Origin of the sequence: Phytopseudomonas straminea, from assembly GCF_900112645.1 — a bacterium.
In the GTDB taxonomy this organism is placed as follows: Bacteria; Pseudomonadota; Gammaproteobacteria; order Pseudomonadales; family Pseudomonadaceae; genus Aquipseudomonas; species Aquipseudomonas straminea.
This window is the reverse complement of the sequence record NZ_FOMO01000005.1, coordinates 230,261-251,041: the sequence shown is the minus strand read 5'-3', so window position 1 is coordinate 251,041 and position 20,781 is coordinate 230,261. Positions and strand designations below refer to the sequence as shown.

Genomic DNA, 20,781 nt, shown 5'->3' with positions numbered 1-20,781 from the left:
ATCAGCGATCCCCCAGCATCTGCAGAGGCCGCAGGCCCTGCTGCACGCTGCGGTTGACCTGCGAGGCCACACCGTTGCCACCGCTGCCGCTATGGGACGCGCCGAGTCCCGGCATCGATTGCTGCAGCGGCGCTTGCACCTGGTAGCCAAACGAGTTGCCAAGCAGTTGCGCAGGCAAAGCCAGCCCACTGGAAACGTTGGCGAAGTCGCCATCGGCCAGTTCGGCAGTGGCATCGACCACCGAGCGACCAGGGTTCACGGAAAGTGGGTTCGGATCCGGTACCAGCGCTGCCCGGGTAGCAACACGCGGTTGTACGTCACGGGTGATGATCACGTCGCCATCGGCAGCCTGAACGCTGGCCTGCAGCACGCAGGCCAGCGCCAATATGCAGTAGTTGAAGATAACCAGGCGCTTCATGACTTACATCCCCAGGCTCGATCCATCTGAGCGTTATCGAGCCTTGAGCATGCACTGTGCCACTAGATATTTTTTCATATAAAACAAAAGGATAAGTTTTATAGCGGACAAGCCCCCACCGCTATTTGTAACGCTGGCGAGACACCTTCGCGTGCCGGCGTCAGACAGCAATTGCCGCGCAACCTGCGTGGCAACAGGTGCCGCGTGGTAATGGATGAACTGTTAAAGGTTTGAAACAGGAGCCGAGCATCTGCATCCAGATGCGCTTGGCACAATGCGCGCGCAGCTCGCCAAGCCTGCGTGTAGCCTGCATCAGGCGAATCCCGCCAGCAGCTGTCCGCTAATGGCGTTTGCGCTTGCGGCTGCTCAGCTCGATCCAAGCAGGCGCGTGGTCGCTGGGGTGATCCTCGCCGCGCACCCAGGTGTCCACACCGGCGCTCTGCAGGTAAGGAGCCAGCGCCGGGTTGAGTAGCAGGTGGTCGATTCGCAGCCCGGAATTGCTCTGCCAGTGGCGGCGAAAGTAATCCCAGAAGGTGAACAGCTGCTCGTTCGGGTGAAGTGTGCGCAGTGCGTCCACCCAGCCCTGCTCGAGCAACCGTTGAAAGCAGGCGCGGCTTTCGGGCTGCAGTAATGCGTCCTTGAGCCAGGAACGGGTGTTGTAGATGTCGAAATCGGTCGGTACCACGTTGAAGTCGCCAGCCAGCACCACCGGATGTTCGCTGGCCTGTAACGTCTGCGCGTGCGCGATCAGATGCTCGAACCATTTGAGCTTGTAATCGAATTTCGGCCCGGGCTGCGGATTGCCGTTGGGCAGGTACAGGCAGGCCACCACCACGCCCTGCACTGCGGCCTCGATATAGCGAGCCTGGACGTCCCACTCAGCGCCTGGCAGGCCGCGACGAATCTCCAGCGGTTGGGTATCACGGCCGAGAATCGCCACGCCGTTCCACGACGTCTGCCCCTGATACACCACGCCATAACCGGCCGCTTCGATATCACGGGCCGGGAATGATTTGTCCGCTGTTTTCAGCTCCTGCAGACACACCACATCCGGTTGCTCGCGCTCCAGCCAGCTAAGCAGGTTAGGCAGGCGGGCGTTGATGCCATTGATATTGAAGGTGGCGATACGCAGACGTTTCATCGGCCGTTTCCGGGATGTTCATGTTCTGCTTATGACCGGTTTTAGGGGCTGTCGATGCCAAAGAATGATGGGTGGCAGGGCGCAGCGGTGCCAGGCCCCTTTCGTGGCATACATGGTTTGATTGATCGCTGCACCCGTCCTGGACACGCCGGTTGCCGATTTGGGATACCGGCTCTACGCCCACTGAGCAGATGATCGGCTTACCTGAACCGACATCCCGTAGAGGCCGTCATGAGCGAAGCCAAACTCGAATCCCTGCACTTTGCGGACGCCCCGCACATCGTCTCCAGCACCCTGCCAGGCCCGAAAACCAGCGAAGCCCTGGCCCTGTCGGCGCGCACCGAGTCGATGGCCCGTGGTGGCGGCCGCATGCCCATCGCCATGGATCGCGCCTTCGGGGCGACCTTCAAGGATCCGGACGGCAACACCTACATCGACCTGTCCGCCGGCGTAGGCGTGAGCAGCGTCGGTCGCTGTCATCCCAAGGTCGTCGAAGCCATTCGTGAGCAGTCCGAAGTGCTGATGCACGCCCTGGAGATCAACAGCACGCGGCGCACCGAGCTGGCCGCCAAACTCTCTGAAATCGCGCCGCCCGGGCTGCGTGGCGACTGCGTGACCTTCTTCACCCAGAGCGGCAGCGACGCGCTGGAAGCGGCGATCAAGTTCGCCAAGCGCGTCACCGGTCGTCACCAGATCCTCGCCTTTCATGGCGGTTACCACGGTGTCTGGCATGCCTCAGGCGCGCTGACTACCGGCAACGCCTACCGCAAGGGCTTTGGCGCGCAGATGGGTGGCGTGATTCACGCGCCCTACCCTTACGCCTACCGTTTTCCGTTCGACACTACCCACAAGAGTGCCGAGCAGATCGCCGGTGAGTACGTGGACTACCTGCTCAACACGCCCTACACCGCCGCCGACGACGTGGCCGCGGTGATCGTCGAGCCCGTACAGGGTGAAGGCGGTTACGTGCCGCCTTCACCCGAATTCCTGCAACTGCTGCGCAAGGCCTGCGACCGTAGCGGCACGCTGCTGATCGTCGACGAAGTTCAGGCCGGCGCCGGGCGTACCGGCAAGATGTGGGCCGTCGAGCATTCTGGCGTCAAGCCGGACATGCTGACCTTCGGCAAGGGAATCGGCAGCGACCTGCCAATGGCCGGCCTGATGATGCGCTCGGACCTCGCCGCGCAGATCCCCGACGGCTCGATGCCCAACACCTTCGCCGCCAACTCGCTGTCCGCCGTGGTGGCGCTGACCAACATCGCCATCCTTCAGGACCCCGAACTGGACCTGCTCAACCGCGCCCACACCCTGGGCCTCGAAGCCCAGGAGCGTATCCGCGCCTTCAACAGCCCGTTCCTGGGCGAAGTACGCGGCCGTGGCCTGATGATCGGCATCGAGCTGGTCGAGGATCCGGTCACCAAGGAGCCGCTGTCGCGCGACAAGATCGGTCAGCTGATGGGCTACCTGATGAACCACGGCGTGCTGATGATCCCGTGCGGGCGCTACAGCAACGTGATGCGCATCATGCCGTCGCTGACCATTTCACGGGCGCTGTTCTTCAAGGCGCTGGACATCTTCGGTGACGCTCTGGCGTCGCTCAAGGCTTAACAGACTCTCTCATTGGTGGACACGTACATGACTCAGCATCTGCAACACTTCATCGCCGGCGCCGCCGCGGACTCCTCCGATGGCCGTCGTTTCGACCTCATCGACCCGGTGACCGAGAAGGTCTACGGCAGCTCCGCACGCGGCACCACCGAGGACGTCAACCGCGCCGTGGAAGCGGCGCGCAGCCAGCTCGAAGGCGGCGCCTGGAGCCAGCTTTCCGGCTCCCAGCGTAGCCGTCTGCTGAACAAGCTGGCTGATCTGGTCGAACGCGACACCGAGCAGCTCGCCGATATGGACGCCAACGCCATCGGCCGCTCGCCGATGGAGCCGCGCCGCATGGATCTGCCCAACGCCATCGCCAACCTGCGCGCCGCCGCTGGTTGGGCCAACCAGCTCGAAGGCCGCACCATTCCGAGCGGTGGCTATTTCGGCACCAAAACCCTGTCTTACACCGTACGCGAGCCGATTGGCGTAGTCGGCGCCATCGTGCCGTGGAACTCGCCGCTGATGATCACCGTGTGGAAACTGGCCGCTCTGCTGGCCGCCGGCTGCACCGTGGTGGTCAAACCGTCGGAAGAAACCCCGCAGTCGGCCCTGCACCTGGCCGCGTTGGCCAAGGAAGCGGGCTTTCCTGATGGCGTGATCAATATCGTCACCGGCTTCGGCGCCGAAGTGGGCCGCGCCCTGTGCGAACACCCGGACATCGCCAAGATCAGCTTCACCGGCAGCCCCGAAGCCGGCCGCGAGATCCAGCGCACCGCTGGCGTGCTGTTCAAGCGCGTGGCCCTGGAACTGGGCGGCAAGAGCCCGCAGATCGTTTTCGACGATGCGTCTTTCGAAGATGCCCTGTTCGGCTGCTCGCTGGGCCTGTTCGCCAACCAGGGCCAGGTCTGCGCCGCCGGTTCGCGCATCCTGGTGCAACGCGGCGTGGCCGAACGATTCGCGGCGGCATTGGCTCAGGCGGCCAGCTCCGTGAAGGTCGGCGACCCGCGCCAGCCGGACACCCAGATGGGCCCGGTGGCCAAGAAGGCGCAGTTCGACCGCGTCAACCGCTACATCCAGCTGGGTATCGACCAGGGCGCCACGCTGCTGGCCGGCGGCGTGTCCAACCCCGACCAGGGCTTCTTCGTGCGCCCGACCATTTTCGCCAATGCCCGCAATGACATGGCCATCGCCCGCGACGAAATCTTCGGCCCGGTCGGTACGGTGATCACCTTCGACACCGAAGAAGAAGCCATCGCCCTGGCCAACGATTCCAGCTACGGCCTGGCGGCCACCGTATGGACCACCAACCTGGCGCGCGCGCACCGTGTGGCGGCGGCCCTGAAAACCGGCGCAGTGGGCGTCAACTGCTGGAGCCCGCTGGATGCCAACCTGCCCTGGGGCGGCGTGAAGACCAGCGGCATCGGCCGTGAAGGCGGCTTCGGTGGCGCGGTCGCCTACACCGAGGAGAAGGTGGTTACCGTTTTGCTACCCAACTGAGTGTGTCACCCGGGCGACCCGTAGTTTCGCGGGCCGCCCGTAATTCCCAGGCCTTGATGATCATTAAAAAGAGACTGCGATGAATACGATAAGAAAAGAACCAGTCGACCATTACCCAAGATCCTTGCTGGTGCTGCACTGGGTACGTGCAGTGCTGATCCTAGGCCTGTTGTGGGCCGGCTGGCACATGACCGGGATGAGCGACGATGTCGAGAGCAAATTCGTGCTCTATTACCCCTGGCACAAATCCTTCGGCGTGCTGGCCTTTCTGGTGGTGGTGATCCAGATCATCATTCGCCTGAAGACCCCGGTGCTGCCAAAGCCACCGCTTACCTTAGCCAGACACGAACGTTTTCTTGCTCAGTTGGTGCAACGTTCCATGTACGTGCTTTTGGTGCTGGTGCCGCTGATGGGCTATTCGATGTCGAGCACCTACACCATGAGCGACGGCGTGTACTTCTTCGGCGTCAACCTGCCGGAGCTGCTGGCCAAGAACGATGACTGGTTCGTGGTCTTCCAGTGGCTGCACAAAACGCTGGCCTATACCCTGCTTGGCTTGATCGTGTTGCACGTGATCGGCTCGCTGAAGCACCGTTTCTTCGACAAGGACAAGCGCAACGATGTGCTGAAACGCATGTTGTGACGCGCTCTCCAATGAAAAACGCCACCTTCGGGTGGCGTTCGTGCTTGTGCATGAGCAAATTTTGCACGATCGCCAGCGGATATAGGGGCACTTACATTACGACATATTATGAAATAATATAACGTCCAATATCTATCGCTTCGGTAGCGTAGCACCATGCACAGACGTCACCTCCTGCACCTGGCCCTTGCAGGTATCGCCCTGCCCTGGGCCTTCGACGCTTCCGCCACCCAGAAAATCGTGCATGCCCGCGCCTGGGATGACGGCGACAAGCTTAGGCTGGTGTTCGAGCTGAGCGGCCCGGCGAAATATCAGATTTTCACGTTGAAAGCGCCTGATCGACTGGTCGTCGACTTGGCAGGCACCAGCGCCTTTGCCGGCCTCAATGAAATTCCGGCTGGCAACCGCCTGCTCGGCGCCGTACGCAGCGGCCCTCAGGCTGGCGGTACACGTATCGTGCTCGACCTGAAGCAGCCGGCTCGGGTGGAAAGCTTCCTGCTTGGCCCCTCCGGCAGTGAGGGCCATCGCCTGGTGGTCGACCTGCACAGTGCGGCAATGGTGGCGCCGATTGCCAAGGCGCCGCCAGCAGCGGCCGTTGCTGCCGCTAGCAACAAGACAGCCGGGCAGCGTGATGTGGTCGTGGTGATCGATGCCGGGCACGGCGGCAAGGACCCGGGGGCGGTGGGTGGCAACGGCGAGCAGGAGAAGATCGTGGCCCTGGCCATCGCCCGACTGCTGGCCGACAAGCTCAATCGCCAGCGTGGCTTCAAGGCGCAGCTGGTACGCAATCAGGACGTTTTCATACCGCTGCGCAAACGCGTGGAAGTCGCCCGCCGCTACAACGCCGACCTGTTCATCTCTGTGCATGCCGACGCCGCGCCGCGGAGCAACGCCTCGGGCGCTTCGGTGTTCGCCCTCTCGGAAAGCGGCGCCACCTCGACCACCGCCCGCTGGATGGCGGAGCGGGAAAACAGCGCCGATATCCTCGGCGCCCGTGAATTGCTGTCGCTCAAGAACAAGGACCCGATGCTCGCTGGCGTGCTGCTGGACATGTCGCTGAATTCCACCATCACAACCAGCCTGGGGCTGGGCAAGACGGTGCTCGACAACGTCGGCAAGGTGGCTGGTGTGCATCAGAAGCGCGTCGAGCAGGCGGGCTTTGCGGTGCTCAAGTCTCCGGATATCCCGTCGATTCTGGTGGAGACCGGCTTTATCTCGAACTCCGGCGACTGCCGCAAGCTGTGCGACCCGCTGCACCAAAAACGCGTGGCTCAGGCGATTTTCGATGGGTTGCAGACGCACTTCGTGGCGAGCCCGCCGCCGGGTAGTTATCTGGCGAGTCGCAGGGCTGAAGCGATTAGCTGAGGAACCAGCAATTCAATAGTGTGGGAGCGAGCCATGCCCACGATTTTTTCGCGCGCATGGCGCGCTCCCACATTCGTAATCTTTCATCAGGACCGCCGCGCGGTCTCATTGATCGGTTCGGGTGGGCGCTAGCTGCCCACCAACTGGCCCAACCGCGCCTGCAACTCAACACGTCGTGCCGCATCGGCCGCCTCCTTGTTCTGCAGACGCTCCAGCAACTCACCCGCCTGCTCAGGTGACAGCACATAAATCCCATCGTCATCGCCCACCAGCAGATCACCAGGCTGCACCCGCACGCCGCGTATCGTCACCGGAACGTTAACCGTGCCCTGCTCGCCAAGCGGGCGCGTGGTATAGGCGCTGACGCCGCTGCAGAAGATCGGCAGGCCGAGCGTTCGCAGCACGCGCACGTCGGTCACCGGGCCGTCGATCACCACCCCGGCCAGGCCCTTGATGCGCGCCGCGAGGGTGCGCAGCTCGCCCCAGCAGGCGCAGTTCGCCTCGCCGCTGTTGGCGACCACCAGCACGTTGCCCGGTTGGCTGGCGATCAGCGCATCGCGTAGCACGCTGCCATCCGGCGCGTGGATCTGCGCGGTGGTAACGCGGCCGACGATGTGCACATCGGCCACCAGCGGCGGCAGGCCGTGGATGTGTCCTTCCTGCAGCACGTGGCCGATGGTCGACGCGGCGATGCCGCGATAGGCGTCGATCAATGCAGCGGGAACGGATTCGGTAGTCATCGCGGGGCCTTGGGTCGGATCAGTGGGCAGGTGGAGCAATATTCCACCGGGTCGCTGGCCTGGTAGTAGAAGCAGCAGGTGCGGCGGAACCGTACGGCGCGCGCGCCGTCATCGAGCAGGGTCAGCGGTCGGTTGAAATGCTGCAGCGGGTTGTAATCGAGGCCGAACAGGCTGCCGGGAGCCTGCTCGGTCAGCCAGCGAAAGTCTTCGGCGCAGCGCTGTCGCGTCGCGGCGCATTCGAGCTTGGCCAGGCGTCGCTCGTACAGCGAGTAGACGCGCACTGCGGTGTTCTCCCAGAGGATGCGCCGCGACACGCCGGTGAGCCGGTAAAAACTCTCCCATAACGGCTGGAGCAAGCCGGCGAACAGCTGGCCGGCCACCGCCTCGCGCCAGGCATCGCGCGCGCTAGGTTCGGGCCGCGAGACGGCCAGGCTGCGCAGCGGCAGCGACGAGGTCCACAGGCCGTCGTCGTGGCCGTACTCAATGAAGGTGTTGTCCAGCGACAGCTCCAGCCCCTTGTCGTAGGCGGACATGGCGTACAGGCAGGCACCGGTAAGCAGGAACGACTGGCGCTTGCCCAGCAGCGAGGCGGTGATGCGCCGCGACGGCGAGAGAATCACCGGGCCGAGCCTGTCCAACAGCGCCGTGCAGGTGGCTTCGTCGAGCAATTCCCTGGCCGGCAGGCTGCGCGCGAGGTCGCGCTCGCTTTCACGGCGCAGGCGCAGCGCGCCGCACAGGCTGGCCCACTCGGCGTCGCTGAAGCTCATCGTGGAATGTCCCGACCGAAGGGAATGCACAGCGGCGTGTGGAAGAACGGGTCGGGGATGATCCGGCAATCCAGGTCGAACACCGTCTTGACCAGTTCTTCGCTGAGGATGTCCGCCGGCTTGCCCTGGGCGTAGGCGGTGCGCTGGTGCACGGCGACCATGTGGTCGGCGTAGCGACAGGCCAGATTGAGGTCGTGCAGCACCATGACGATGGTCTTGCCCTCCTGACGATTGAGCTCGCGCAGCAGATCAAGCACCTCGATCTGATGGGCCAGGTCGAGAAAGGTGGTCGGCTCGTCGAGCAGCACCAGCTCGGTTTCCTGGGCCAGGGTCATGGCGATCCAGGCGCGCTGCCGCTGACCGCCGGACAGCGCATCGACCGGCCGCTCGGCCAGCTCATCGAGGCCGGTGCGGGTCAGTGCGCGGGCCACCACGGCTTCGTCCTCGGCCGACCACTGCTGCATCCAGCTCTGGTACGGGTAGCGCCCCAGGGCGACCAACTGACGCACGCTGATGCCCTCGGGCGCCACCGGCATCTGCGGCAGGATCGCCAGCTCCCGCGCCACGGCGGCGGTCGGTTTGCGCTGGATGTCGGCACCGTTGAGAATCACCGTGCCGGCCTGCGGCTTGAGCAGTCGCGCGAAGGATTTCAGTAGCGTGCTCTTGCCACAGCCGTTGCTGCCGATCAGCACCGTCACCTGGCCGCGCGGCAACGCCAGGTCGAGGTTGTCGATGATCGGCTGGCGCTGGTAGGCCAGGGTCAGGTTACGGCTGGCGATGGCGGTCATGTCAGGGTCCTCACTGCCGCTGCTTGATCAGCAGGTACAGAAAATACGGGGTGCCGAACACGGCGACGAAGATGCCGGCGGGCAGGTCCAGCGGCAGGAACAGGGTGCGCCCGGCGAGGTCGGCGAGCATTACCAGGTTGGCACCGACCAGCGCTGCCATGCAGGCCTGGGCGGCGAAACCGATGGGGATCAGCTGGCGAGCGATATGCGGGGCGATCAAGCCGACGAAGGCCATGGCGCCGCCCCAGGCGATCGCCGAGCCGGCCAGGGCCACGCTGACCGCCAGCAGCGCGGCGCGCAGCCACTGCACGCGCACGCCGATGCCGCGGGCCAGGCCCTCGTCCAGTTGCTGCACCACCACGTGGCGCGATAGCAGCGCCAGGACCGGCAGCAGACACAGCAGCACGCTCGCCAGCGCCTTGACCTCTCGCCAGCCCGCGCCGTACACGCTGCCAGTCAGCCACACATAGGCCGACAAGGTGGTGCTCAGCGGGCTGAACACCAGCATGAAAGTCGTGGCCGCAGCCAGCATGGCCGATACACCGACGCCGATCAGCACCAGCCGCAGCGGTGACGTGCCTTGCTTCCAGGCCAGGCCGTAGACCGCCAGCGCGGCACTGCCGGCACCGAGCATCGCCGCCAGCGGCAAGCCGCCCATGCCCCAGGTCGCCGCGAAGGCCGACAGGTACAGCACCGCCGCCGCACTGGCGCCGCTGGACAGGCCGAGCAGATCCGGTGAGGCCAGGGGGTTGCGCACGATGGCCTGCAGGATCAACCCGGACACCGCCAGGGCGCCACCGATCAGCCCGCCGAGCAGCAGGCGCGGCAGGCGCAATTGCTCGACGATGAAGTTCAGCCCGGCCCCGCCCTCGCCCATCAGCACGGCAGCGACTCGCTGCGGCGAGAGCATAACTTTGCCCAGACACAGGCCGAGAACCAGCACGAAAAGGCTGAACAGCACGGCCAGCAGCAGGCGCAGTGCGCCGCTGCCTTCGATACGCCGAGAGAACCCGCCCCAGCGCAGGATGCGAGGTCTAGGCATTGCGACCTCCACGGCGCGCTAGGGCAATGAAAAACGGCGCGCCGAACAGCGCGGTCATCACGCCGACCGGCACTTCCTGGGGCAGGATCACCACCCGGGCGAGCATGTCGGCGACCAGCAGCAGCGTGGCGCCGAGCAGCGCGCAGCCAGGCAACATCACCCGGTGGTCGATGCCGACCAGACGACGCACCATGTGCGGCACGATCAGACCGATGAAACCGATGCTGCCCGCCAGGGCCACCGCGCTGCCGGCCAGCATCACCACCAGCACGCCGAGTTGCAGGCGGATCAGACCGGTACGCTGGCCCAGGCCGATGGCGATCTGCACGCCGGCATTAAGCACGTTGACCTGAGCGCCGAGCAGGCAGGCCACCAGCAGCGCCACCAGTGCACAGATCAGCAGCGGCACGGCGGTGGCCAGGCTGCGCTCGCTGAGCGAACCGGCCAGCCAGAACAACACGGTATCCAAACCTTGTTGGTCGATCACCAGCAGCGCCTGGCTGAACGCCGTGAACAGCGCTGTGATCGCCGCCCCGGCAAGCACCATGCGCAACGGGTTGAGCGCGCCCTGCCCGCTGTTACCCACCGTCCAGACCAGCGCACCGGCCACGGCGGCACCGCAGAAGGCGCTCCACAACCATTGCTCAGGCGCATTCAGGGAGAACAGCGACAGGCTGACGATCAGCGCGAAGGTCGCCCCGGCGTTGATGCCGAACAACCCTGGCGAGGCCAGCGGGTTGCGGGTCATGGCCTGCATCAGCGCCCCGGCCACCGCCAGGCTGGCGCCGACCACCACCGCCATCAGGGTACGCGACAGCCGGGTGGTATTGACCAACAGGTGATCGACGTTCAGCGGATCGGCATGCAGCAAGGCGTTGAACACCGTGTGCGGGGCGATCCAGCGGGGGCCGGTGGACAAGCTCAGCACGCAGCAAGCCAGCAGCACGAGCGAAACGATGATCAGTTTGCTCCACGCCGTCATGCCGCAGCGCCCTGCAGCAGGGTGCGTTCGATATCGTCGAGAACGCGATTGGCGCCGAGGATGCCGCCGGAAAATATCCAGGCCACACCATCCACCCACCACACCTGCCCGGCTTTGGGCGCGCTCATGCGCTGCCACAGCGGATGATGGGTAATCGCCTGGTAATGGCGCTGCACCGCCGGGCTGTCGGCACGGCCGAACACGAAGAACAGGTCGGCGTCGGCCACTGGCAGGCTTTCGCGGCTGCGCAGCTTGATGGAAACACCGGTGGCATCGCGGCTCTGGCGGTTCCACACGAAGCCCAGTTCGGCCAGCACGCTGCCGGCGAAGCTGTCGGGCAGGTAGCTGCGCACGTGGTCTTCACGGACGTCCAGCACCGATACGCTGAGCGGCCAGCGCGCGCCGAACTTCGCGGCCAGGCGCGTGCGCATCGCGCTGATGCGTGCATCCCAGCGTACTTGCAAAGCCTGCGCCTCGACGTCGCGCGCCGTGGCGGCGCCCATCACGCGCAGGGTGTGGCGGAATTCGAATACTTCATCGAGCATCACCACCGGGCACAGCTGTTCGAGCAGCCCCTTGATCCGCTCGTGGCGAAAGCGCGAGGCGACGATCAGGTCCGGGGTGAGCAAGGCGATGTCCTCCAGGCTCGGCTGGGTTTCCAGGCCGATGTGGGGCACGCCTGCCAGCGCCGGGCGCAGGTAGCGATACATGGGCTTCTCGCTCCACGAATCGACCACGCCGGCTGGCCGAATGCCAAGCGCCACCGCAGTGTCGGTGGCGCCTTGAAACAAGGTGATGACGCGTTGCGGTGCATGCCCGGCTTTCGCCAGGGGCATTGCACCGGCAGCGATAACGCCCAGGGAAAGGCGCATCAACGTGCGCCTGGACAACGATCCACTAGGTTGCAAACTCGATCCTTTGTAATGGATTGACGACTAACCCCTTGCCGAACGGCATGCTGCCCGGCCCACCGGCCCGTTCGATCATCGGGCGCAGCAGGAGTTTCTGCGGCCAGGTGTCGGACTCGAACAACTGGGCACGCAGCACGGCGCGCGCGTCGTCGTCGAACGGCACAGCGGCGATCCGCTCGCTCAGGGCATCACGCAACACCCGCCAGGCCTGCACGGCCGGTACGTCGTAAACGCGCACCAGGGTATCGATGATACCGCGCAGGTTGACCTGGATGCCCAGGGTCTGCAGCCAGAACAGCAAGTCTTCGGGGCGCTCATGGTACAGCGTCTGGGCATGACCTTTCTTGATTCGGTACTGCGGATCGAGCATGCCGTTGCGCTCCAGCCAGGGCACGTACAGGCGCAGCGAGTCGTGATCACGCAACAGCAGCCCGCTGACCGTGCCGGCGTCGTACACCAGCACGGCGTTCTGGCCGTGCACTTCGCCGAGCATGCCGAGGCGGAACATGCGCAGGTTGACGTCGAAGAACAAGGTGCACAGCTCGCCGAACAGTTGCAGCACCGACGCCGGGCCGACGGGCAGGCCGCGCTGGCGAATGCAGTCGTCGAAGAAATGCCGGTCGCTGTCGGGCAATGGCGTCCCCAGCGCGGCCATGGGCAGCAGGCGCTTGGCAGGGTCTGCGAGCAGCGCTGGCGGGTAGCCACGGACCATGGCCGAGAGATGCCGCGGCGCCTCGTCGAACAAGGTGCCGCCGTCGGGCATGTAGCCCCACCATTTGCTCTCGTCGCAGATGTGCAGCGCCTCGCGCAGCACCTCGTCGCGCTCGCGGCCCTGGCGCAACAGCGCCTCGCTCAGCCCGCCGTTGATCATCTTCACCGCCGGCAGGTAGCGGGAGGCGCCGAGGGAATACACCGCCATCGGCAGCTTGATGTGATCGGCCGGCGCCGCGGCGCAGGCCAGCGAACGCAGCGACGAGGTGGGATTGAAGCGGCCTTCCTGGAAGCTCAGGCGCCGGCACTCGCCCCGCTCGAAAGCCGCGCCGAGCTGCGCAGGCAGCACCTGCTCAAGTTGCCAGGGGTGCACCGGCAGGGCGACGTGGCTATCGGCAATGCCTAGGGTGCGCAGCTCGGCGTCGAGCTTCGCCTGCTGCTCAGGCTTGAGAATGAACTGGGCCGGCTGGCAGCGCGCCAGGGCCTCGATACCGGCACCGAAGGTCAGGCAGCTTTTGGCCACTGCGACCCAGTTGAGGGCCAGGGGCTGGTCGAACTCGGCCTGGTACTGGCGGTACTGCTCGTCATCCAGGCCCTGCTTGGCCTTGGCCAGGGGATGGAACGGCCGGTCGCGCAGCGAGCCCCACTGCTCCATGGCCAGGAAAAACGCGGCGCCGTCCTTTTCCAGCAGGCCTTCGGTCGGCACCTGGTGGTCGAGGGACAGCGCGGTCTGCCCGACGCTGGTGCGCAGCACGTCCATGAACAGCTCGATGCCCTTGTCGTTGTCGACCGCATCGGCTTTCACGCCTTTCAGGGCCAGGGCCATGAAGGCATCCGGGGTGAGTGGCCGGGTGCTCTGCCCCTGCACGTCCAGCACCGGCGTGCCGGGCACCTTTTCCCAAGCCTGGGTGATGCCGGCGCGCAGGGCGACCGCCAGGCCGCGCTGTTCGGCGGCGTCGTAATGCCAATGCCAGATTTTGTGCGGCGCCTGCAGATCGGCGAACGCTGCATCCGGATGGGCGGCGCGCCAGGCGGTGGGCTCGACCAGATGGGCATCGAGGGCGCCGAAGAAATCTTCGGCCAGCAGGCAGTCGACCAGGTCCTGCATCACCAGGTCAGCGGCAATCGAGTGGTTGGTATGAGTCATGGAATCAGTTTCCTCGCGTCGAGGTGGCGGCCAGCTTGGCCTGGAGGGCGCGAAACGCGATGCCGCGTTCGTCACCCAGCACGAAAGTGTTGACGCCGCGTTCGAGCCACCGCAAGTGGTCGTCGGGCTGGCGTGGAATGGCGCAGTACGGGATGCCGGCTGCCTGGGCGGCGCGCCAGGTGTCGAGCAGCGCTTGCTGCACCACAGGCCCATCGATCCGCCAGGGCTTGCCGAACGACTGGGACAGGTCGGCAGCGCCTTCGAGGATCATGTCCAGCCCCGGCACGGCGGCCAGCTCGGCGGCACGGCGCACGCCCTCGACGCTTTCGACCATGGCCACGACCATGATCTGCGCGTTGGCCAGGGTGACGTACTCGGCCAGGCTGGCCTTGCCGAAGGCGCCGGGGCGACCGGCATTCAGGCTGCGCTCACCCAGCGGGTGATACTTGCAGGCACGGATCGCCGCACTCAGCTCCTCGGGGCGCTCGACCTGCGGCAGGACGATACCCTGGGCGCCGCCATCGAGCAGGCGCAGCATGCGCTTGGGCGCAAAGTCCGGTACCCGCACCAGGGGCGTGAGCGCATAGCTCTCGGCCGTGCGGATCATGTGCTCGACGGTTTCCGGGTTGATCAGCACGTGCTCCATGTCGATGATCACGAAGTCGTAGCCGGCTTCGGCGATCAGCTCGATGGACGCCGCCGATGGAATCGAGGCGATCAACCCGCGCACCGCCTCGCCGGCAGCCAGTTGCTGTTTGAGTCGGTTGGTTCTCAGCATGGACGTGGTCCGTGGCGGTGCATGGGATTGGGTACGTGCTTGAAGCGCCGCTCGCCGTCGCCCAGCAGCCGGCGCTTGGTCAGTTCCTCCACCTCGTATTCGGCGGCGAACACGTCGAAGGCTGCAAAGCGCGCGGCGTGCTGTGGGTGCTCGCGCTGATAGTCGAGCACCACGTCTGCGGTCATCCGCCAGAACTCGCCTTCGTCCAGGCCATAGTGCTGTCGCAGGAAGATCGCCATCTCGGCCAGGCAGATGAAGAAGAAGGCGTCGCAGGAGAAGTCGCGCACCGCGTTCAGGTCATCGGTGAGGATGAACGAGTTGCGGTTCAGCTTGGCGTGGCTCGCTGGCAGCGGCACCAGCTCTGGCGCCAGTTCAGGGCGAGCCAGGTGCGCCGGCGAGTACCGCACGCCGTCGTGGAAGTCCTTCAGCGCGATACGCTCGGGCCAGCCGTCACGGTGGATCAGCACGATGTTCTGGCCGTGGGATTCCATGCCGATGCCCTCGGCATACAGCATGTGCACGATGGGCGCCACGCTGACGCGCAGCAGCTGCCGCACCCAGGCGTGCAGGCCGTATCCGGCGATCCAGGCATCGATGAACGGGCGCTGCTCGCCCTCGCCATAGCGGTTCTCGACATGACTGAGGCCGTTGAACGGCACGCCCTGCTCGCCCGGCTTCAGGTAGCGGCTGAGGTTTTCCCGCCAGATCGCGCCGAGGGTGCCGTAGGCCTGGCTCTGACGGATGGCGGGCAACTGGGCGTAGTCGAAACTGACCCCAGCCACTTCGCCGAGAACCACGAAACCGAGCTTCTGGGCGGTGGCGTCACTGGCGATCAGTCGTTGCAGCCAGTCATTGATGATCGGCCCGTTGAGCACCGTGTGCCGCGCCAGGATGCGCGTGCTTGAGGTGTTGGTCATGCTCAGGGCGAGCTTCACGTACGGCCGGTCGGGCTGCTCGACGTTGGCCAGGGTGCGGATCGACTGCTGGGGGCGATAATCCGGGCCGGACGTGCCCAGGTACAGGAGCTCGCAGCGGGCCAGCTCGGCCTGGAAGTTCGGCACGATGACCTGCTCCCACTGCCAGGGGTGCACGGGAATCGGCCAGTAGTCGGCGAGCGCGCGGCCCTGCTCGGCCAGCGCACGGTCGATCTCGGCCCAGCGCCCGGCGCCGAATTCATCCTCGAGAAAGCGCTGCAGGTCGATGCCTTGCGACTGGTTCACCGAACCCAGCCTGCGGGCGATGCCCAGCCAGACCACCGCCAGCGGCTGGCCGAACTCCGGGCCATAACGACGGTTGTCGTCCAGGGAAAAGCCGATTCGCGACTTGTAGCACGGGTGGTAGCTGTGGGCATCCATGAAGTGCCGCTCCAGGCTGTCGGCATCCAGGGTGTGTGGCGCTGCAGCGGGCCGGTAGTCCTGGCTGCGCGACTGCAGATCCTTGAGCAGCGTCTGCTCAAGTTCCTGGATGAAGCGCGGCATGTGCGGGCCGTCGGCCAGGTCGCCGAGCAGCTCGGCGATGGCCTGGTGCAGATCCGGCTGAGTGGCCTGGCCCTGGGCGTCGATACGCTGCAGGCTGGCCGAGTCGAGGCGGATGATGGCGAAGCTGTCGCTGAGCAAGCCATCGCAGCGGTACTCGACCGCTGCGCCCTGCTCGTTAGTGCCGGCGACGATAAAGCGTTGGCGACCATCGCCCAGGGGCTCCTGGCGATAGCTCAGCACGTCCTCGTAAAGCAGGGTTTGCAACAGTTGCCCGACCACCCGTTGCGACACCTGGCGGTAGCGTTGCGGGTTGGCCGGGGTCAGCCATGCGTGGGCATGGGCGATCAGTTCGGGCATACGAAGGGGAGAAAACGAAGACATTGATAGACACCTCATGAACGGTGTTCGGACAGCGCCGAGCCGGGCTCGGCGCCGTCACTGGAAAGAGGAAAACGCCAGGCGAACGGCAGGGCGAGAAGGATCAGCACGGCGGTGGCGATAAACACTTCGCCGACGGCGCTGGCGGTACCGGCGTGGGCCGCGCCAGCATGGGCTGCCCCCCAGTCATCGCCCAGGCGAACCTGCAGCCACAGCGACGCCAGCACGATGGCCAGGGACGACAGCAGGCGCCGGGAGATGTTGTTCATCGCCGCGCCCTGGGTGATCAGCGCCTCGGGCAGCACGTCCAGCCCGGCGGTGGTCACCGGCATGTACGAAAGCCCCAGGCCGGCGCCGCGCACCACCATCAGCAGGCAGATGGCGAGCATGCCGACATCGTGATCGATGGTGCCCAGAGCGAAGGTCGCCAGGCCGGTCAACAGCAAACCGGTAGAGACGATGCCGCGCGGCCCGTGGCGATCCAGCAACTGGCCGCCGAAGTGGCCGAACAGGCTGGCCGACAAGGCGGTACAGAGCAGCGCGATACCGGTCCAGATGGCGCTGTGTCCCATCACCATCTGCACCAGCAGCGGCACCAGCACCAGGCACTCGAACATGCCGATGGACTGCACCACGGCGATCACCACGCTGGACCGGTAGCCCTTCAGCGCGAAGATGCGCAGCTCCAGCAAGGGCGTCGGGTGGCGCAACTGGTGCCGCACGAACGCCACCAGGCAGAACGCCGCCAGCAGCAGGCCGAGCAGGTTGAACGGATCCTGCAACGCTTGCAGGTCGTGCAACCGCCCCACGTTGATCATCAGCACGCCGATACCGATCGCGACCAGCAGGTAGCCGGTCAGGTCGAACGCCTTGGCGGCGCCCGCCTCGCTTTTCGGCAGCACGTTGACGCCCAGGCCCAGGGCCAACAAGCCGATAGGCACGTTGACCAGGAACAGCGCGCGCCAGTCGTACCACTGCAGCACCAGGCTGCCGCACAACGGCCCGACCGCCGGGGCGAGCATCACGGCGGCGCCCCACAAGCCGGTCACCGCACCGCGCTCACCTTTCGGGTAAACCGAAAAGATGATCGCCAGCGACAGCGGAATCATCAGCCCGCTGGCGACGCCCTGCACCACCCGGGCAGCGATCACCCAGGCGATGGAGCCGGCCATGGCGCCCAGCAACGAGCCACCGATGAACAGCCCCAGGCCAGCGAGATACAGTGGCTTGCGGCCTGCACGCTGGGCCAGGTAACTGGTCAGCGGCATGGTCATGCCCATGCTCACCATGAACGCCGCGACGATCCACGTGGCCATCACCGGGCCCAGCGCGAACGCCTCGATGAAGGCCGGCAATGCCGGGTTCAACGAGGTGTTGTTGAGGCTCACGGTGGTGGTGCCGAGAATCACCGCCACGACCACCAGGCGACGTGACGCCAGCATCAGCCATCACCTCGACCGACGAACACCTGCTCCGGGCGCGGATGGCAGAGGAAGTCGGCGTGGGAGATGTTGTAGCCGTACGCGCCGGCCATGGGCAGCACCAGCAGGTCGCCAACGGCCGGATCGACCAGTTGGCGACCACGGCTGAGCACGTCCTTGGGCGTACACAGCTGGCCGACCACACTGAAGGGCCGCGACACGCCGCTCGGTTCACGCCCTGCCGCCGGCAGATGGATCACCGGGTGATCGTGGCCCTGGGCGACCGGCAGGCGGAACTGGTGGGTACCGCCGCGGCAGACCAGGAAGTGCTGGCCGTGGCTGGATTTGCTGTCCAGCACCTCGATGGCGTAATAGCCGCAGTACGCACTGATGAAGCGCCCTGGCTCGAAACGCACCACCGGCGCATCCGCCAACGCACCGAGCCGGCGCTCCAGATGGCGACACAGCCGTGGCCAGTCGAAACGCTCGCCGCTCAGGTAATCGACGCCAATGCCGCCGCCGACGTTCAAGTGGGTCACGGTCTCGGGCCGATTGGCCAGGGCCTTCCACTGCGCCCAGCGTTCCAGGTAAAGGTCGAGCAGCTGTTCATGGCGCTCGACTTGCTGCTGGTGGGACATCGCATGCACATGGAAACCCTGCAGGCGCAGGTGGCTGCTGGCCTCCACCCGCTTGACCGCCTCTGCCACCTCGGCTTCGTCCAGACCGAACGGCGTCGCTGTACCGGCCATGGCCAGGCGACTGGATAGCGTGGCCGGCAACTCCGGGTTGATGCGGATGAACACCGCCTGCACCCGACCCAGCTCGACGGCGATGCGTTGCAGGCGCTCGATTTCGCCCAGGCTCTCGACGTGAATGGCCGCCACGCCCTGGCTCAGCGCGGCGCGCAAGTCGGAGTCCAGCTTGCCCGGCCCGGAAAACACGAAGGGCCGGTCGCTGGACGCCGCCTGCAGCCGTTCGATCTCGCCACCGGACGAGATCTCGAAGCCATCCACCAACGGCGCCAAAGTGCGCAGGATAGGCGCTTCGCTGTTGGCCTTGATCGCGTAGAGCAGCTCGACACCGGCCGGCAGCGCGGCCATCACCTCGCGCACGTGCTGCGCCAGGGCGTCGAGGTCGTAGACGAACACCGCCAGGGGATCGGCCGCGCGGCTGCGGGCCTGCTCGATGGCAGCCAGTACGCTGGCGGGCAGCTTATCCATGGCTCACCTCCTCCGCCCACGGGCACGCCAGCCTGACGTAACCGGCGTGCCGGTCGGCCTGGGCCGACAGACGTACCTTGAGATTGGTCTTGCAGGCGATCGGCTCGCCGGCCAGCAAGGCGTCCAGCTCCGGCGCCGGGCGCACCAGCTCGCGGCGCAGCGCCTGCAGCTGCCGTTCGACCCGCTGCCACATGGCAGCGGCCAGGTGCGGCCGCTCCCAGCTCAGCGCCAGGATGGCCTCGGACAGGTTGTTGACGAACAGGCAGTAGCTGATGCGCTTCCAGCCCTGCTCGCGGGTGTAGGTCAGCGACTGGCGAACGCGCTCGGCGATGCCTGCTTCCAGGTGATTCACACCCAGGTCGTCGGTGAGCTTCACGCCTTCGAAGTCGCGCAGCAGCAGTTGCGCCGGCCAGCCGTTGTCGTGCACCAGCACGGCGTTCTGCAGGTGCGGTTCGAGCACCACGCCGTGATTGAAGAACAGCGCCAGCACCGGGCGCAGCAACAACGCCTGGTAGGCCTCGAACCAGTCCAAGAGGTAATCGTCGCTCGGTTTGCGAGCCCCCGGTTGTTGCACAAAGCCCTGGATCAGCGGGCGCAGCTGCAGGTTGCGGGCAAACAGCGTGCCGGCCATCAGGCAGGATTGCGGCGCGGCGTGGCGACAGAAGTTCTCGCGCAGGATGGCGCCGGTCTGCTCGCGGAACCAGTGCGTATCCTCGGCATTGCTGCCTGCCGGCGCCCAGCTCAACGCTCCCGGTTCGCTGACCAGGGTGGCGCCACCGATGGTCGCCTGATGCTCACGTTGCAGGCGGCTGAACAGGCGGTCGATGAACAGCGCGCTGTCCAGCTCGTACCAGGCGTTCTTGCGCACGCAATTGGTGATGCGCACGTTGAGTGAGCCCTTGAGGAAGTAGTCGCGGCCTTCGCCGTACCAGGTGCGCATCGACGCGGTCGGGCTGGCCAGTGGGCCTTTCTGACCGAGGTCGACGATCTCGCCGCTGGCGACCAGCGCCTTGACCCGCGGATCGGCCAGGAACAGCTCGGCCTGTACCGGGTGCAGGCCGATCACCGCCCGCCCGCTGCGGGCCAGGCGCTGGTCGGCGAAACCGGCCAGCACCTGCTCGTCGCTCAGGCCATTGCCGCGCAACTGCAAGCCGTCACGCGGGACCTCGAGCATATGCAGCGGTACCCGTGCGCGGAACTCCGGCGCGTAGGTTTGTTGGCCCAGGTGCTCTGGCCACAATCGGGCCTTGGGCGCCGGGTGGTTGGGGTGGCCGAACCACAGGCCCTGCTCGCTCGCCAGATAGTCACGCAGCGGGTCGTTGCCCTCGCTCTGAAAGGCGTGATCGACGATGGCGGCGGTCACGCCCTGGCTCTGCATCACCTGTTCGAGCAATTCCTCGTTACGCGAGCCGGTCAGTTGCTGGCAGGCCTCGAGCAGGTGCGCGGCGAATTCGGCGAACGGCGGGCAATGCCAGTCGCCATCTCCCTCGCGCTTATACAGATCGCTGAGATAACGCTGGCTGCCGAGCGGGTCGCGACGATCCACCAGTACCAGAAACTGGCAATTACCTGGCAGGTCGATCAGCAGCGGCAGGCCCTTGCCCTGCATCGCGCGCAGGTAATTGGCCGGCGCGATGCCGCGCACATGGGCCGGCCAGGCATAACGGGCGCGGTTTTCCGGCAGCGCGAATTCTTTGATCAGGCAGTTGAGCAAGGCATGGGTGGCGGCCATTTCGCTGATTACCCGGGCCATGTTGCCGC

General features: G+C 65.8%; 18 protein-coding genes. 4 read left to right on the top strand and 14 right to left on the bottom strand.

Annotated features, from left to right (window positions below; all coding sequences use genetic code 11):
• Position 1: 1 nt before the first annotated feature.
• Both BM279_RS14255 and xth read right to left on the bottom strand, forming a co-directional pair.
• The gene (locus BM279_RS14255; protein ID WP_093504686.1) at positions 2-418 is read right to left on the bottom strand and encodes a hypothetical protein; all 417 of its coding nucleotides are present in this window, start codon (positions 416-418) and stop codon (positions 2-4) included.
• A gap of 340 nt (positions 419-758) precedes the next feature.
• Positions 759-1,559 carry an exodeoxyribonuclease III gene (xth, locus tag BM279_RS14250; RefSeq protein WP_093504684.1) on the bottom strand — a complete coding sequence of 267 codons (801 nt, stop codon included), beginning with the start codon at positions 1,557-1,559 and terminating at the stop codon, positions 759-761.
• Positions 1,560-1,790: 231 nt separating this feature from the next.
• On the opposite strand from xth, the gene BM279_RS14245 reads away from it, so the two are divergent.
• The 4 genes from BM279_RS14245 to BM279_RS14230 all read left to right on the top strand — a co-directional run bounded on the left by BM279_RS14245 (position 1,791) and on the right by BM279_RS14230 (position 6,657).
• Positions 1,791-3,167 (top strand): aspartate aminotransferase family protein, encoded by a 1,377-nt coding sequence (locus BM279_RS14245; protein ID WP_093504682.1) that lies wholly within the window; start codon positions 1,791-1,793, stop codon positions 3,165-3,167.
• Between the two features lie 27 nt (positions 3,168-3,194).
• Entirely contained in the window at positions 3,195-4,649 is a 1,455-nt protein-coding gene (locus BM279_RS14240) for an aldehyde dehydrogenase family protein (protein ID WP_093504680.1), read from the top strand.
• 79 nt (positions 4,650-4,728) lie between these two features.
• The gene (locus BM279_RS14235) at positions 4,729-5,292 is read left to right on the top strand and encodes a cytochrome b (protein WP_093504678.1); all 564 of its coding nucleotides are present in this window, start codon (positions 4,729-4,731) and stop codon (positions 5,290-5,292) included.
• 156 nt (positions 5,293-5,448) lie between these two features.
• Positions 5,449-6,657, top strand: coding sequence for an N-acetylmuramoyl-L-alanine amidase (locus tag BM279_RS14230; RefSeq protein WP_093504676.1), 1,209 nt, complete (start codon positions 5,449-5,451; stop codon positions 6,655-6,657).
• 128 nt (positions 6,658-6,785) lie between these two features.
• Here BM279_RS14230 and BM279_RS14225 read toward each other — a convergent pair whose 3' ends face one another.
• The 12 genes from BM279_RS14225 to BM279_RS14170 are packed head-to-tail and all read right to left on the bottom strand — an operon-like array spanning position 6,786 to position 20,773.
• Positions 6,786-7,397, bottom strand: coding sequence for an RraA family protein (locus tag BM279_RS14225; RefSeq protein WP_093504674.1), 612 nt, complete (start codon positions 7,395-7,397; stop codon positions 6,786-6,788).
• A complete protein-coding gene (locus tag BM279_RS14220; protein ID WP_093504671.1) occupies positions 7,394-8,164 on the bottom strand; it encodes an IucA/IucC family C-terminal-domain containing protein in 771 nt (256 codons plus the stop codon). Before BM279_RS14220 ends, BM279_RS14225 begins: the two co-directional genes overlap by 4 nt.
• Entirely contained in the window at positions 8,161-8,952 is a 792-nt protein-coding gene (locus tag BM279_RS14215; protein ID WP_013791471.1) for an ABC transporter ATP-binding protein, read from the bottom strand. Before BM279_RS14215 ends, BM279_RS14220 begins: the two co-directional genes overlap by 4 nt.
• A gap of 10 nt (positions 8,953-8,962) precedes the next feature.
• Positions 8,963-9,994 carry a FecCD family ABC transporter permease gene (locus BM279_RS14210; protein ID WP_093504669.1) on the bottom strand — a complete coding sequence of 344 codons (1,032 nt, stop codon included), beginning with the start codon at positions 9,992-9,994 and terminating at the stop codon, positions 8,963-8,965.
• Positions 9,987-10,976 carry a FecCD family ABC transporter permease gene (locus BM279_RS14205; protein WP_093504667.1) on the bottom strand — a complete coding sequence of 330 codons (990 nt, stop codon included), beginning with the start codon at positions 10,974-10,976 and terminating at the stop codon, positions 9,987-9,989. Before BM279_RS14205 ends, BM279_RS14210 begins: the two co-directional genes overlap by 8 nt.
• Positions 10,973-11,884, bottom strand: a complete 912-nt coding sequence (locus BM279_RS14200) for an ABC transporter substrate-binding protein (protein ID WP_093504665.1) — start codon at positions 11,882-11,884, stop codon at positions 10,973-10,975. Before BM279_RS14200 ends, BM279_RS14205 begins: the two co-directional genes overlap by 4 nt.
• Positions 11,874-13,745: an IucA/IucC family protein gene (locus BM279_RS14195; RefSeq protein WP_093504663.1), complete on the bottom strand. Its 1,872-nt coding sequence runs from the start codon at positions 13,743-13,745 to the stop codon at positions 11,874-11,876. Before BM279_RS14195 ends, BM279_RS14200 begins: the two co-directional genes overlap by 11 nt.
• A 4-nt stretch (positions 13,746-13,749) precedes the next feature.
• Positions 13,750-14,523 carry an HpcH/HpaI aldolase family protein gene (locus tag BM279_RS14190; RefSeq protein WP_093504661.1) on the bottom strand — a complete coding sequence of 258 codons (774 nt, stop codon included), beginning with the start codon at positions 14,521-14,523 and terminating at the stop codon, positions 13,750-13,752.
• Positions 14,517-16,382 carry an IucA/IucC family protein gene (locus BM279_RS14185; protein ID WP_093504659.1) on the bottom strand — a complete coding sequence of 622 codons (1,866 nt, stop codon included), beginning with the start codon at positions 16,380-16,382 and terminating at the stop codon, positions 14,517-14,519. Before BM279_RS14185 ends, BM279_RS14190 begins: the two co-directional genes overlap by 7 nt.
• An 11-nt stretch (positions 16,383-16,393) precedes the next feature.
• Complete coding sequence (locus BM279_RS14180) at positions 16,394-17,821, bottom strand: DHA2 family efflux MFS transporter permease subunit (protein ID WP_093504657.1); 1,428 nt, start codon at positions 17,819-17,821, stop codon at positions 16,394-16,396.
• A complete protein-coding gene (locus BM279_RS14175; RefSeq protein ID WP_093504655.1) occupies positions 17,821-19,020 on the bottom strand; it encodes a type III PLP-dependent enzyme in 1,200 nt (399 codons plus the stop codon). Before BM279_RS14175 ends, BM279_RS14180 begins: the two co-directional genes overlap by 1 nt.
• Complete coding sequence (locus tag BM279_RS14170; protein WP_093505104.1) at positions 19,013-20,773, bottom strand: IucA/IucC family protein; 1,761 nt, start codon at positions 20,771-20,773, stop codon at positions 19,013-19,015. The genes BM279_RS14175 and BM279_RS14170 overlap by 8 nt, the downstream gene beginning before the upstream one ends.
• Between the last annotated feature and the right edge of the window lie 8 nt (positions 20,774-20,781).